The sequence below is a fragment of the Peptostreptococcus russellii genome (assembly GCF_003012055.1).
GTDB lineage: Bacteria > Bacillota > Clostridia > Peptostreptococcales > Peptostreptococcaceae > Peptostreptococcus > Peptostreptococcus russellii.
This window is the reverse complement of sequence record NZ_JYGE01000006.1, coordinates 112402-126970: the sequence shown is the minus strand read 5'-3', so window position 1 is coordinate 126970 and position 14569 is coordinate 112402. Positions and strand designations below refer to the sequence as shown.

The window sequence follows — 14569 nt, the reverse complement described above, 5'->3', positions numbered from 1 at the left end:
TCATATTTCTTATTAATTAAAGCTAATAGATTAGTATTTACTTTATAATATATTATAAATATCAAAAATAAAAAAAGTCCCCAAATCTAATATTAATTTAGGAACCTTTAAAGTTGTTTTTATTTATTTTTTATATCTCTCTCGCTCTATCCTTAAACTTTTGAATCTCACCAATCCAAACAAGCTCAATATCACAAGTTTCCCCGTGCCTATTTTTTGCTATCTTTATATCTGCAATATTCTTTTTTTCTGTTTCTATTCCATTATAGTATTCATCTCTATAAATAAACATTACAATATCCGCATCCTGCTCAATAGCTCCAGAATCTCTCAAATCCGATAGTTTTGGCATATGGTCTTTACCAGTTTCAGTATTTCTAGAAAGCTGAGATAGTGCCACTACAGGGCAATTCATTTCCTTTGCTAAAATTTTCAATGATCTAGACATCTTAGAAACTTCCTGCTGTCTACTTTCATTTTTTCCATCACCTTCCATAAGCTGAAGATAATCTATCATTACCATATCAAGGCCTTTTTCCATCTTTAATTTTCTACACTTCGATCTTATTTCAGATACCTTGATACCTGGAGTATCGTCTATATAAATATCTGCTGAAGATAATACCTTCATTGCATCCATTATTTTCTTCCATTCGTCATCTGCTATTTTTCCCTTTGCAATATTACTCAAGGCAACATTTGACTGAGATGAAATCAATCTCTGTACCAACTGCTCTTTTGACATTTCCAAACTAAAAACTGCTACACTAGCCTTTGATTTTATAGCTACATTTGATACTAAGTTTAAGGCAAATGCCGTTTTTCCCATACCAGGTCTTGCAGCCACCAAAACCAAGTCACTCTTTTGTAATCCACCAAGCTTTTTATTCAAATCTGAAAAGCCTGTATCTAATCCAGTAAGTTCTGATCCACTGCTATATACATCTTCTATCATAGAATAAACATCTGTCAAAACTTTTCCAATTGGATTGAAATCTGATGTAACTCTATCTTGTGATATATCAAATATCTTCTTTTCAGCCTGATTCAAAACTTCATCTATATCTTCATCTTCACTATATCCAAGGCTTATAATATCATTTGATACCCTTATCAAACTTCTAAGAACTGACTTTTGCTTTACAATTTCTGCATAAGTTTTTACATTAGAAGTTGTCGGTACTACAGTAGTAGTACTCGAAAGATAATTAACTCCTCCAATATCTTCAAGATAACCCTTACTTCTCAGTTTTTCAGAAACTGTAACTATATCTATAGGAACCCTTTCTTCACTAAGCTCCTTCATACTATCAAATATAACCCTATGTGAGTCACTATAAAAATCTTGACTATCTAGTATTTCAATTACAGGAATTATCGTTTCTCCCTCTATTAAAATTGACCCTATTACACACTGTTCTGACTCTATACTACTTGGCGGTATTCTATTTATATCAGCCAATTATCTCACCTCCTGATATCTATATATCTTAAAACTCTATATATATCTTAAAATTTTTATCTCTACTAAAAATCTAGCTCTACTTTATATTTTTATAAATTAACTTGCTCTATAAATCTCTTGTACTGTATTTATTATAAGCCTTCAAACTTATTTCTGCCTTCACTTATTAGCTAGGTGTAATCAAGCTAAATATAATACTAATTCTAATCTTTGCAGATAAAAGACTTCTGCAAGATGTAATTATATCATATATCTATGATTAATTGCCACTGTATAAATAAGATTTATTGTCGCTTATAAAAACTACTTTTTAAATTTATTTTTAAATAAGAATACCCTCTCTCTATCAAAAAAACAGAGAAGGTTACTAGCCTTCTCTGTGCCTTGGAGTGTATATTATAACTTTTCAACTGAAACATTATAATAGTCAATTATATTAGTGCTATCTATTTTAATATTGCTTATCATCTTGATACTGATCATAATCAGAGTAATCATAATTACCATCATCATAAGAATCATTGTAGCTATCATCTGAATTGTAATCATTATCCTTATTGGAATTATTGTTAGAGTTATTGTTTTGTGAATAGTAACATACATCACAATAACCAGTTCTATTCTCCTCTCGTGTAAATAATGTATTACTACAGTTAGCACATGTAGCTGCATTATCACCACACTTTGAATGCACGTATACACCAACACCATGGACATGCGTTAGATTACTTATTTTGTCTTCTCTTCCACAAATTCCACAAGTATCATATTTCTCTTTTTTCTTTTCTTTTTTCTTAACGACTTTAGTTTTTACTACTACTCTTTCTTGCTTATTATTTTGAAGTGCTTCTTTTTCATCTTTTTCTTTTTGTTTTTTAAATTCTGCAGCTTTTTCATCTTCAAGTCTTTTACCAATTTGCCTAGTAATTTTAGGTTTCTTTGAGAGCCATATTGGTTTTTCCTTACAAGTTTCACATGTCTTTGTTTTTTTATCTGATTTAAATCCGCAGTTATCACAGTAAACTGCACTTTGTGGTATTATTTCTTTGCCAAAAACACTAAAACCAGAACATCCAGTTGTAAATACACTAAAAATTAGTAAAATCAAAACCAAATATTTCTTCATTACAATTCTCCTCGTCCTAAAATTTTATAATTTTATAATTTTTCTAAATATTTTGCTTTCAATATCATTCTACTACTTATTTACTACTTTGTCCACAAGCAAAGCAATTAATTAAATAATAAAAAAGACAGTCTCAAGGGACTGTCATTTCTTATTATTTTTCTCTTATGTCTACTCTTATCTTAGTTGTTACCTTAGAGTGAATTTTTATTTCTACAAATCTTGATCCTAAAGATCTAATTGGCTCATCAAGAGTTATCTTTCTTTTATCTACATCTATATTTTTTTGTTTTTTAAGTTGTTCTGCTATTTCTTTTGAAGTTATTGAACCGAATAATCTTCCACCTTCTCCAGCCTTAGCTTCTATAACTATATTAACATCTTCCATTTGCTTTCCTAGTAATACAGCTTCTTCATACTCTATCTGTGCTTTTCTTTCTTTTGACTTTTGCTTTTCATCTAGTTCTTTAACATTTGTATTATTTGCTTCTACAGCAAACTTCTTTTTTATAAGGAAATTTCTAGCGTATCCATCACTTACTTCCTTTAGTTCTCCCTTTTTACCTGTACCTTTTACATCTTTTAATAATATAACTTTCATATTAGTCCTCCTCATCTTCCAAGTAATCTTCTATGACTTGCTTAACCATATCATATGCCTGAGTCAAGCTGACGTCTCTTATCTGTGTACCAGCTATATCTATATGACCTCCGCCACCTATCTTTTCCATAAGTACGTGTACATTTATATTTCCTAAAGATCTGGCACTTACAAATACAGTATCACCCTTCATTCCAAGTACAAAGGACGCTTCTATATTTTTTATATTCAACAGCTCATCAGCAGCCTTAGCTATCACTATATTTATATTATCTATCTCTTTTTTTGAATATGCAAGACATATTCTTTCATTTATTATTTCTGTCCTTTGAATAATTTCTGCCTTGACTAAAAAATCTTCAGCATAAGAGTTGAAAAATCTCTTTACAGCCAAGGTGTCAGCTCCTATATTTCGTAAATATGATGCTGCCTCAAAAGTTCTTACACCAGTTTTAAATTCAAAGTTCTTTGTATCTAAATAAATTCCTCCTAAAAGACCTTCCGCAGTCAATTTATGAATTTTAATATCGTAATCTGTATACTGAATAAGTTCTGTTACCATCTCACATGTTGAAGAAACATATATTTCATGGAAAAGTAAAACTGTATCACTTATATATTCTACACCTCTTCTGTGGTGATCAATTACCACTAATCTCTTAGATATTTCTAGTAGCTCTGGGCACTCTGTATAGCTTGGCCTATGAGTATCTACCACTATTATTAAGGTGTCCTTATCACACATATCAATTGCCTTTTCATGTGATATAAACATTCCATTATAATACTTATCTTCTTTGATTCTACTGACAAATATTTCAACAGCTTCATTAGCCTCTTCAAGGACTATGTTAGCAATCTTACCATAAGCCTTACATATATCAAATACTCCGACCGCTGCTCCCATAGCATCCATATCAGGATATCTATGTCCCATTATAATAATCTTATCACTCTGATTTATAAGTTCTTTTAAAGCAAGACCTATAAGTCTTGACTTAACTTTTGTCTTTCTTTCAAATCCCTTAGACTTTCCACCATAGAAATTGAAACTATCTTTATTCTTGATTGCAACCTGATCTCCACCTCTACCCAGAGCCATGTCAATTGCCCCAGAAGCAAACTCACCAGTTTCTTCGATAGTATCTCCATCATAGCCTGCTCCTATGCTTAAACTGACTGGTAGAGAGTTTCCATAGTCTATTTCTCTTGCTTTATCCAATATACTAAACTTGGTTTTTTCTAGCATTTCTAAAGCGTGTTTTCTCATAAATAAAATATATTTATCATTAGCCATTTTCCTTAGTAAGCCTTCTGTTTCCATCTCTAAATTTGAAAGAAGCTTCTCTATATCCATAGTAATCATTGGTCTATTTTCTTCTGGCGTACTCTTTAATACGTCTTCATAGCCATCTACTTCTATAATCATTACTACTTCCCTACTGCTTTCATATTTTTCTTTAAGATTTTCACAGTCAGTTTCATCTATCCAATATATTATTGCTTTGTAATCTGCACTACCATCTGTTTCATCATCTGATTTTGTAAAACAATAATTAAGCCTATATTTTTTATCCTTATATTCAAACTTATCTTCTATTACTCTTTTTTCATCCAAAACTTTTCTTAAAGTAATGTCACCTACTAGGTCTTCTATATTTTTACCTATTATCTTTTCCTCTGTATCTTCTCCTATCATTTCATCAAACTTTTTGTTTGACCAAAATATCTTACCATCTAACTCTATTATACATAGAGGAATAGGATTAGATAACATGGTTCTTTTTATTACTTTATTGATATCAAAGCTAAGCTTCTTTATCCTATCTTGTATGCACTCTTCATCTTTTTTCTTTTTATTAAAGTAAAAAATTATTAATGCTATCAATATTAGTATTCCTATTACACCTATTATATAGTTTTTGAAAAAGAGTATAAGCTCAATATTAAAATCACTGAAAAACATATTTCTGCTAGATAGTCAAATACATAGTGTTTATGATTTTTACTACTCATTTTTTCCTCCAAAATTCTTTAAACTCGGATCCCATCTCAATCTATAATTCCATAAATTGTCCAACATCCCTAGTACAGAAATTCCTGGTAATATTCCCATAAATACTATAAGGAATATCATCAACATCCAATTTATATTCTTTCTTATGCCCTTCCATCTTCTAATAATAAATACTATTAAGGATGTACCCTCTAAGAAGAACAATATATTCATTATAAATATAAAGCTGTTTATAATGATTTTCGTATCAATATCTGGAGAAATCAACCCTATAATAAAGAGCACTATTATTGAAATAAAAAGAACACCTACTGGATTACCGGGTAATATAATACAATCAAATTTTATATTAAATATCTTCTTTTCACAATACTTGTTAAGTATTGGAATAGCAAAGAAGTAAGATATTACCGCTGAAATAACAGCTCTTGTAAAAACTGAAATCATTATTATTGTTCCAGTATTCTGAACAAGATCCAAGACACCTGAACCTTCAACAGCTTTTAGATCACTTGATTTTATTAATTGATTATAATTTGATACAATATCTTTTATTTCACTTTGCATACTTTTAATAATATCTACATTCATAAATATTTTCATGGATGCATAGTATCCTATTATACCCAAGGCAAATATTATTATTGCTATCATGAACACTCTTAAAGATGCATAGCTATATACATTGTTATTTTGTCTAAAAGAAAGCTTTATTTTTCTATTTTTAGAATCCCTAAAACCTTCATTAGTATATATTATTGCAGATAAAAATGCTGGTAATATATATATGAAAACTGTGGCTAAAGTAGCCTCACTTCCATGAACTATAAATGTAATAGCAACCGCAAGTACAATTGCGGATACCCTAAAAATCCAGTTCGAATTCACACCTATTATTACTACTGGTATTATAGACAAGAGTAATAATATAGAAAAAAACGGACCTGCATTTCCAATTAAGGTACAAGCAATTAATATAGCCAACATTATAACGTTGATCACTTCTATTTTTTTTTCTATTTTTTTCAACCGCTTACCACCTCCAACTTTTCTCATATAATATACTATAAAAAATTTACAGTATATTATATGACACAAAGAATAAGTATTTATAACTTTTTCTTAAGAATTAACACTTAATTTTTCTTTGCTTTTTATTACTATTAATTCACTTTTAAATAATTATAATTTCTTTAAATCAGCCTTCCTTATATTATACCATTATATCATTTGCTGTGTAAATAGCACGCACTTTTCAGTAAAATTAACATTTCTATGAATACACTCTTTATCGTCTTATTTAAATTATCTTATTTTTATAGTTACTACTTTATTTCTAATAGCTCTTCTATTGTATTCATTACTGAATCCGATATAGATAATGGTCCACCTAAACCGATAGTAACCGTTCTTCTTAAAGTTTATTTTCTTTTCATAATGTAAATAACCTCCTAAATAAATATCAATTGTAAATTTTTTATTAAATATAAAAAAACAACATTGCTTTCTTACAATTATAATAATACAGAATAAAATTTTTAAATATTTTATTCATTTTTAAACTTTTATTTATAGACTTACTATACCTATACTCTTTGATAGCTATCTTTGAGATTTGAGTTTTCTATTTACAGACTTATTTTTGAATTTATTTGATATTCTTTTTAAATATGTCGAATTTTATATAGATCTTTATATAGTTTTTATATTTATTATTGTAAACATAAAAAAGTCGTTGCATCAGCAACGACTTCGATATGTTTACAATACAGAATCTATTATTCTACTGTGTATGGTAATAGTGCTACGTTTCTAGCAAGCTTGATAGCTTTTGTAAGCTCTCTCTGATGCTTTGCACAAGTACCTGTTACTCTTCTTGGAAGTATCTTACCTCTTTCAGTAATATGCTTTTCCAACTTTTGATAATTCTTGTAATCTATATTAGTGTTTTTATCAGCACAGAACTGACAAACTCTTTTCTTCTTACGTCTCTTCTTGTTTATCACGAATTTCACCTCTCTCTTGTCTAAAATGGTACGTCATCGTCGTCAACTGCAGAAAACTCAGAAGGGCTAACAACACCGCTTGGCTCAAACTTTGGAGCTTCAAAGCCTTCGTTGTTATTATTTGTATCAGGAGCTGATCCTGATGCAGAACTTCTGCTTTCTAATGCTTGTATATTACGACCCGATACCTTTGTGAATGTTCTTTTTTCTCCATTAGGAGTCTCATATCTATCTACTCTAATAGATCCCTGAACCCCAACTAATCTTCCCTTTGTTATGTAGTTCGCACAAAATTCCGCTGGCTTACCCATAATTTCAACTGGTATGAAATCTGTTGTAGTAGAACCATCTCTATTTTTGTAATCCCTATCAATAGCTAAAGTAAAAGTAGCTACTGGAGTTCCTGAACCTGGAATATATCTCAATTCTGGGTTCTTAGTTAATCTTCCGACCAACACGACATTATTCATATTAACACCACCTATTATTTTTCGTCTTGTGCAACTATGACATGTCTTATTACATTTTCAGCTATCTTAAGTCTTCTGTCTAATTCCTTTGGAAATTCGACATCAGCCTTAAAGTTAACTAATGTATAAACACCATCTCTGAACTTCTGGATAGGATATGCAAGCTTTCTGCTTCCCCAGTTTTCAACTTCAGCAACTTCACCGTTAGCAGAAGTTATTATTTCCTTGATTGTGTTAAGTAGCTCTCCTCTTGCATCTTCATCAAGAGTTGGCTTTACGATGTAAAGTAATTCGTAATTTTTCATTCATTTCACCTCCCTTTGGACTATACGGCTCCGAGACCTTTCGGAGCAGAGACAAGAATTTTACAATTCTCATACCCAAATAGTATACTCGATTAGGAGGTCAAAGTCAATAGAATTATACGATTTAATATACTAATAGACCTGCTAGTTGCTATTTCATTCATTTTATTATAATTTTTGCCTTTTGCCTCTTTTTTTTAAAACTTTCTTCACATAGATTGATTGAGTTATTCTTCGTTTATAACAATATAGACGTATTTTCAAAAAAATACACTTAAAATATAAATCACTTCTTTTATTTATAATCTTATGCGTTTTCTATCAATCCAGCTTTGCATCTCTTCTGCTGAGGACTCCTTAAATATCTCATCAATTTCAGATAAAAGTCTCTTCTTTTCATTTGGAAGTATTCCCTTTACAAACATAGTATTTGAGTTATGTGCTGAAGATATCATAGCTGTACTTTCAGGATTTAAGTTTTCGATCATAGTCTTTAGTTCCACTAGTCTATCATATTCTGTAGCTTCCTTATATTCTCCACTTTGAGCCATCATCCACAACTCTGTTCCTGGAACTAAAGTCACTGACATTGGAAATATTGCCCTGCAATTAACCTTGCTTAACATCTTTCCTGTAAGCATACCATTTTCAATTGCTTTGTCTACTCCCTCTCCCATAAGACCTGTAAGGACCATCGCATAATAGTAATAGCCATACTTATCTAGCCTTTTCATCTCTCTTACAGCCTCATCTACAGTGTTTCCCTTATTGATAAACTCAAGAGCCTTTTGATTTCCACTCTCTACACCTATATATAGATCACTTATACCAGCTTCTTTGATTCTTCTAAGGTCTTCATCAGACTTTCTTTCTATATCCTTAATAGAAGCATATGTCGCTATGACCTCTACACTTGGTATATGCTTATGTATTATTTCAGAGATTTTTACAAGTCTATCCGCATCTAAAACAAATGGATTTCCATTTAATAAAAATACTCTTTTTGAATTTTTATAGTAAGGATGTTGGCTTGCCTCTATTACATCAGATTCAATTTGCTTCAAGCTTTCCATTCCAAATTCTGTATATCTATACATTCCACAGAACTTACAACTATTGTGTGTACATCCATTTGTTACCTGAAGTAAAAGTGAATTATACTCCTTTGGTGGTCTATAAATTTGCTCGTCATACTTCATCTTATCACCTCTTTAAATTATTTATAAAATATTTCTCAGCCAAACTTTTATTTGGTCTAAATCTTCATTTATTGCTACTAGCCATCTCTACTGAAAAAAGGCGACCCCTGAAATTTTCTAACTGGGGGCGCCCAAATTTTTATATTTTAATAAACTTTAAGCTTATAGTTCGTCTATAGCTTCCTTTATAGCAAGACCTAATAGTCTTATACCTTCCTTAATCTTATCATCTGGCATATTAGAATAGTTCATTCTAAATGTGTTTGCATGTCCACCATTAGGGAAGAATGGTTCTCCTGGAACAAATGCAACGTTATGAGGAAGGGCTTTTTCCTTCTGTAATACAGATGCATCTATACCTTCTGGAAGTATTACCCAAGTAAATAATCCACCATTTGGATAAGTGTAAGTTACTCCTTCTGGGAAATGTTCCTTCATAGCATCTAGCATAACAGTTCTTCTATGTCCATATACTTCTCTTAGTTTTTCTACATGGGCATCTACATCATAGACATCAAAGAATTTAGCCATTTCCATCTGAGATATAGTAGAAGCCTGTAAGTCAGCTGCCTGCTTGATTACATTGAACTTAGCAAGTATTTCTGGAGCCGCTGCTACCCAACCAATTCTATAACCTGGAGATAACACCTTAGATAATGTTCCTAAGAACATTACTAACCCCTTTGTATCCATTGACTTAAGAGATGGTAGGTATTCACCTTCATATCTTAATTCTCCGTATGGGTTATCTTCTGCTACTGGAATTTCATATTTGTTCACTATTTCCATAAATTTCTTTCTTCTTTCTAAAGGCCAAGTTCTACCACTAGGATTTTGGAAATCTGGAATAACATATATAAACTTTACTCTGTCATTTTCTTCAAGAATCTTTTCTAATTCTTCCATGATCATTCCATTTTCATCAGTTGGAACGTCTATGAACTTTGGCTGATATGCATTGAAAGCATTTATAGCTCCTAGGTAAGATGGGCTTTCACAAAGCACGATATCATCCTTATCTAAAAATATCTTTCCTATAAAGTCTAGGCACTGCTGAGAACCATTAGTGATTAGTAGATCATCAGCTACTACATTTGTATTCAACTTATCATTCATTCTCTTAGCAAGGTGCTCTCTTAGAGGAGCATATCCTTCAGTAGTAGTATACTGCATAGCCACTCTACCGTTTTCTTCAAGTACCTGTCTAGATACATCTATCATAGCATCTACTGGGAATAATTCAGGAGCTGGCATACCTCCTGCGAATGATATTACTTCTGGCCTTTGAGTTAACTTTAGTAGTTCACGTATTGCTGAACCTTCCATGTTGTTAGTTCTTTCTGCAAATCTTATTGCCATTAAAACGCACCTCCATTAATTAAAAACAAAATAATATTTATATAAATTCAAAGTTACAACTCCATTCAATTAAATATTTCTCATAAAAACTTGCATCTCTATTGTGAATTACTCAATCTTATACAATTGCATACTTTAAATTCATTACAAAATTTTCTTTATTCTTTTTTCTGCTGTTTCTCTGTCTAACATAATGATTCTTCCGCAGTTATTACACTTGAACTTTACATCGGCGCCCGTTCTTGTAATTGTAAATTCCTTACATCCACAAGCATGCTGTTTTTTTAATTCAACAACATCCCCCACCTTAATAGCTAGTGGCATACGTACCTCCTTTAGTCCTGAATCTTTATGGCTTCTCTTTCTCCATCTTGATTCTTTATTATATGAAAAATCCCTCTTCTTTCCAAAGAATTTTCCTTCATTATTAAATTAATTTTTTCTAAATCATCCTTCTCAAACTTTATTGAAAGACCACAACTTGCCGCTATTTCCCTAGGTGTAGGAAGTGTTAAGATCTTTAAATCATCTGCCAAAAGAAGCTTTTCTGTTCTTATAGCATGATGTGTTGAGTTAAATGATATTACATAAAAATCGTTCATTAAACGATATTTCTCCTTTCGAATTATAAATACTTAGTCTTTATAAAATTTATAAGTTAGAATACAACTTTATTCCAATAATTCATAATTTGATCAAAATAAGCCGTGATATCCTTTGCCTAAAGAAAATCCACTTTTTATAATGACCACAATTTACATATATTTTTATAATCTATATAATTGCCCTATCCTATAGTTATTACTTTTGATGCAGACTTCATAGTCTCAACAATTGTATACATATTTGTTAGAGAACCTACCTTCAACTCTTCCTTAAGTCCATAATAGTCAAGACAAGTTCCACAAGATAGTATTTCAACACCTGCGTCTTCTAGCCTCTTTATATTTTCTACTGTTGCTTCATTAATAGTTGTAAGTTCTACTCCGCCATTTAAAAATAGTACTGATTTTGGTAGAGGAGTTGCTTCATTGAGTGCAAATAAGAAGCTCTTAATCAAAACTTCGCCTAGTTCATCATTTCCGCTTCCCAATCTATTGCTCATTATTGCAACTACTTCATTTCCTGTACTTGCTATATCACAGCTGAAATCTTCCGCTTTTGCATCAATTGCCGTTCCTTCACCCTTAACTATTCTTATTATTTTTTCGTCTGCTTCATCCTTAATCAATTCTGCTTCACAGTTTACAGATTTAGCAAACTTTAATATATTTTCTTTAGGTGCATTATCATCTACTGTAACCTCAACCACACCTTCAGATATTTCTTCTAAAGCCTTCTTTGTCTTTATTACTGGCATAGGACAAGCAAGTCCCTTTGCATCAATTTTTTTTATACTCATACTTATTCCTCCATCTCAAAATGTGAAATATGCTTATAGCTATATAATAACATATTATGACATTTATTTACATATTAATATTTCGATTTTTTTCTTTCACATTTATATTTTTACCCTAATCAAAGAAGCTTTTTTTATCTTTTTTATATTGTTTTTAGATGTTTACTTTATATTTTAAGTTTCTTTAATATTTTATTTAATAAAATACAGTTTATTTTCTAAACATTCAGTTTACTATTTGGGCATACTATATGATATATAAATTTTACATATACCTAATATTTTGCAAAATAAACATAATATTATTCTATAATATTTATAATATAAAATTTTTTATATTATATTATATTTATATTCTTATATTATATACTATTTACCCTTACTTTTTCATACATTTACAATAAAAATCAATGATCTTTATTGTAAGTCTTTTTAATTTCTATTTTTTAAATATCAACTTTTTAGCCACTTTATTACTTTATTGAATAAACTTTTGACATATATTGGCATTTATTAATTGTCTTATTATTAAATTTCTTGATATTCCTATCTCAATATTAAGTAGAGTAATCTTTACAACTATATATTGTAGTATGTTATAATATACTATAGAGTAGGATAAAAAATTTTATCCTACTCTATAGTATTTGAATTATTTTACACTATAAAGGAGGTAAAATTTATGAAAATTAACAAAAAAGTGAAAATGCTTCTAGCAACTGGATTACTTGTATTCTCAACATTTACAATGTCTGCTTGTACAAGTAAAACTTCTAGCGAATCTAACAATAAGACTCAGACTGAGCAAAAGGCTGAAAAGGAAAAGAAAACTGATGAAAGTGAGTCTAAAGAAAAAGTAAAAGAAAAAGAAAGTGATACTCCTGAGTCAGATAAAGAAAATAAGAATAATATAATTTCAGATAAAAAGGCTGGAGAAGGAAAAGAAGAGATCATTTACTATACATACGACATAGATAAGGATGAAATGGTATCTCACAATAAGAAACAAAAAGATATAAGTGTTGAAAGTATTGTCAATGAACTTGTTGACTCAAATGTCCTTCAAGAAGGTACAAAGGTTAATAAGGCTCAAGTTGAAGATAAAGATGGCATAAAAACTCTAGTTGTTGATATGAATCAGAACTTTGTTGACTTTAATCAAGGTTCAAGCGAAGAAATGTCTCAACTTCAAGGATTTGCAAATAGCTTGATAAAATCCTTCAATGTTGATCAGGTTTTACTAACTGTTGAAGGCAAACCATACTCAGGTGGACATATAGCTTTAAATGAAGGTGAAATGCTTAAATATAAATAATATTTAAAAATATAAATTTTATTACTTTAAAAATATAAATTTTATTACAAAGAGAGCAATATCTATCTGCTTTTACTTTTAAAAGTCTAAGTTGATGGATATTGCTATTTGCTTAAAATATAATTTATAGCTAAAATAAAACAATGGGGGTAAGTCAAATGATTTATTTAGATAATGCAGCTACTACTTTTCCAAAGCCAGAATCTGTATACAAGGCTATAGATGATTGCATGAGAAATCACTGTGCCAATCCTGGAAGATCTGGTCACAAGATGGCAATGGAATCTGCAAGAATAGTAGAAGATACTAGGGATTTAGTAGCAAAACTCTTTAATATCAAAAATCCAATGGATGTAGTCTATACTTTTAATGCTACTGACTCACTTAATCTTGCTATAAAGGGATTTTTACATTCTGGAGACCATGTAATTACTACAACTATGGAGCATAACTCTGTTTTAAGACCTATAATGGAATTAGAAAAAATTGGAGTTGAGCATACATTTGTAAAGGCCGATTCTGAAGGTAGAGTTGATCCAAAAGATATTGAGTCTGCAATAAAAGACAATACTAAAATGATCGCTATAATACATGCATCTAATGTTGTCGGAACTTTAATAGATATAGATTCCATAGGGAAAATAGCAAAAAAACATAATATTTGTTATCTAGTTGATGCTTCTCAGTCTGCTGGTATCTATGAAATAGATGTAGAATCTATGAATATAGATATGCTTGCAATGCCTGGTCACAAAGGTCTTCTAGGACCTCAGGGTACTGGTATCTTATATGTAAATGGCAGTATTAAGCTTGATAGCCAAAGACAAGGTGGAACAGGAAGTAGATCTGCAGAGATTGTACAGCCAGATCTTTATCCAGATAAATATGAATCTGGAACTCACAATACTCCAGGAATAGCAGGACTTGGAGCTGGTGTAGAATTTTTATTAGAGACTGGAATTGAAAATATCAGAAATCATGAAGAAGAACTTGCTCAATATATGATAGATAAAATATTGAAGATAGATGGTATCACTCTCTACGGACCTAAATCTGCAAAAGAAAGAGCTGCAGTAATTGCTTTAAATATTAGAGATTTAGATTCTGGAGAAGTAACATTTAGGCTAGATAGAGAATTCGATATTGCAACTAGATCAGGAATTCACTGTGCTCCACTTGCCCACGAAAGCATAGGCACAATAAAGCAAGGCGCTGTGAGATTTAGTTTGGGATACTTTACTAAAAAAGAAGAAATTGATGAAGCAATTAAAGCTCTAAAAATTATAGCTTCTGAAGAATAATCA

15 protein-coding genes are annotated in these 14569 nt (G+C 30.6%); 2 read left to right on the top strand and 13 right to left on the bottom strand.

Features of this window, described 5'->3' with window-relative positions; genetic code table 11:
* Positions 1-130: 130 nt before the first annotated feature.
* The 13 genes from dnaB to yedF all read right to left on the bottom strand — a co-directional run bounded on the left by dnaB (position 131) and on the right by yedF (position 11950).
* Positions 131-1462, bottom strand: a complete 1332-nt coding sequence (gene dnaB / locus UF10_RS07375; RefSeq protein WP_106777156.1) for a replicative DNA helicase — start codon at positions 1460-1462, stop codon at positions 131-133.
* A gap of 454 nt (positions 1463-1916) precedes the next feature.
* A complete protein-coding gene (locus UF10_RS07370; RefSeq protein ID WP_106777155.1) occupies positions 1917-2591 on the bottom strand; it encodes a hypothetical protein in 675 nt (224 codons plus the stop codon).
* Between the two features lie 154 nt (positions 2592-2745).
* Positions 2746-3192: a 50S ribosomal protein L9 gene (gene rplI, locus UF10_RS07365; RefSeq protein ID WP_106777154.1), complete on the bottom strand. Its 447-nt coding sequence runs from the start codon at positions 3190-3192 to the stop codon at positions 2746-2748.
* A 1-nt stretch (position 3193) separates the two neighbouring features.
* Positions 3194-5080 (bottom strand): DHH family phosphoesterase, encoded by a 1887-nt coding sequence (locus UF10_RS07360; RefSeq protein WP_242969075.1) that lies wholly within the window; start codon positions 5078-5080, stop codon positions 3194-3196.
* 120 nt (positions 5081-5200) lie between these two features.
* The gene (locus UF10_RS07355) at positions 5201-6238 is read right to left on the bottom strand and encodes a DUF2232 domain-containing protein (RefSeq protein WP_170062465.1); all 1038 of its coding nucleotides are present in this window, start codon (positions 6236-6238) and stop codon (positions 5201-5203) included.
* 749 nt (positions 6239-6987) lie between these two features.
* Positions 6988-7215 (bottom strand): 30S ribosomal protein S18, encoded by a 228-nt coding sequence (rpsR, locus tag UF10_RS07350; RefSeq protein ID WP_106777152.1) that lies wholly within the window; start codon positions 7213-7215, stop codon positions 6988-6990.
* Positions 7216-7235: 20 nt separating this feature from the next.
* The gene (locus UF10_RS07345; protein ID WP_106777151.1) at positions 7236-7685 is read right to left on the bottom strand and encodes a single-stranded DNA-binding protein; all 450 of its coding nucleotides are present in this window, start codon (positions 7683-7685) and stop codon (positions 7236-7238) included.
* Between the two features lie 14 nt (positions 7686-7699).
* Positions 7700-7990, bottom strand: a complete 291-nt coding sequence (gene rpsF / locus UF10_RS07340) for a 30S ribosomal protein S6 (RefSeq protein ID WP_106777150.1) — start codon at positions 7988-7990, stop codon at positions 7700-7702.
* Positions 7991-8289: 299 nt separating this feature from the next.
* Entirely contained in the window at positions 8290-9189 is a 900-nt protein-coding gene (locus tag UF10_RS07335; protein ID WP_106777149.1) for a radical SAM protein, read from the bottom strand.
* Between the two features lie 162 nt (positions 9190-9351).
* Positions 9352-10548 carry an aminotransferase-like domain-containing protein gene (locus tag UF10_RS07330; protein WP_106777148.1) on the bottom strand — a complete coding sequence of 399 codons (1197 nt, stop codon included), beginning with the start codon at positions 10546-10548 and terminating at the stop codon, positions 9352-9354.
* Positions 10549-10692: 144 nt separating this feature from the next.
* Entirely contained in the window at positions 10693-10872 is a 180-nt protein-coding gene (locus UF10_RS07325; protein ID WP_106777147.1) for a DUF951 domain-containing protein, read from the bottom strand.
* Positions 10873-10883: 11 nt separating this feature from the next.
* Positions 10884-11150 (bottom strand): DUF3343 domain-containing protein, encoded by a 267-nt coding sequence (locus tag UF10_RS07320; protein WP_106777146.1) that lies wholly within the window; start codon positions 11148-11150, stop codon positions 10884-10886.
* A gap of 185 nt (positions 11151-11335) precedes the next feature.
* On the bottom strand, positions 11336-11950 hold the full coding sequence (gene yedF, locus UF10_RS07315) for a sulfurtransferase-like selenium metabolism protein YedF (RefSeq protein ID WP_106777145.1): 615 nt from the start codon (positions 11948-11950) through the stop codon (positions 11336-11338).
* Between the two features lie 682 nt (positions 11951-12632).
* Here yedF and UF10_RS07310 point away from each other — a divergent pair.
* Positions 12633-13265 carry a GerMN domain-containing protein gene (locus tag UF10_RS07310; protein ID WP_106777144.1) on the top strand — a complete coding sequence of 211 codons (633 nt, stop codon included), beginning with the start codon at positions 12633-12635 and terminating at the stop codon, positions 13263-13265.
* Positions 13266-13423: 158 nt separating this feature from the next.
* Complete coding sequence (locus tag UF10_RS07305) at positions 13424-14566, top strand: aminotransferase class V-fold PLP-dependent enzyme (protein ID WP_106777143.1); 1143 nt, start codon at positions 13424-13426, stop codon at positions 14564-14566.
* Positions 14567-14569: the final 3 nt, after the last annotated feature.

Coding starts and splice junctions, on each gene's coding strand:
- UF10_RS07370 (WP_106777155.1), bottom strand. CDS start 2,591: ATGAAGAAATATTTGGTTTTGATTTTACTAATTTTTAGTGTATTTACA.
- rplI (WP_106777154.1), bottom strand. CDS start 3,192: ATGAAAGTTATATTATTAAAAGATGTAAAAGGTACAGGTAAAAAGGGA.
- UF10_RS07345 (WP_106777151.1), bottom strand. CDS start 7,685: ATGAATAATGTCGTGTTGGTCGGAAGATTAACTAAGAACCCAGAATTG.
- rpsF (WP_106777150.1), bottom strand. CDS start 7,990: ATGAAAAATTACGAATTACTTTACATCGTAAAGCCAACTCTTGATGAA.
- UF10_RS07335 (WP_106777149.1), bottom strand. CDS start 9,189: ATGAAGTATGACGAGCAAATTTATAGACCACCAAAGGAGTATAATTCA.
- UF10_RS07330 (WP_106777148.1), bottom strand. CDS start 10,548: ATGGCAATAAGATTTGCAGAAAGAACTAACAACATGGAAGGTTCAGCA.
- UF10_RS07325 (WP_106777147.1), bottom strand. CDS start 10,872: ATGCCACTAGCTATTAAGGTGGGGGATGTTGTTGAATTAAAAAAACAG.
- UF10_RS07320 (WP_106777146.1), bottom strand. CDS start 11,150: ATGAACGATTTTTATGTAATATCATTTAACTCAACACATCATGCTATA.
- yedF (WP_106777145.1), bottom strand. CDS start 11,950: ATGAGTATAAAAAAAATTGATGCAAAGGGACTTGCTTGTCCTATGCCA.
- UF10_RS07310 (WP_106777144.1), top strand. CDS start 12,633: ATGAAAATTAACAAAAAAGTGAAAATGCTTCTAGCAACTGGATTACTT.
- UF10_RS07305 (WP_106777143.1), top strand. CDS start 13,424: ATGATTTATTTAGATAATGCAGCTACTACTTTTCCAAAGCCAGAATCT.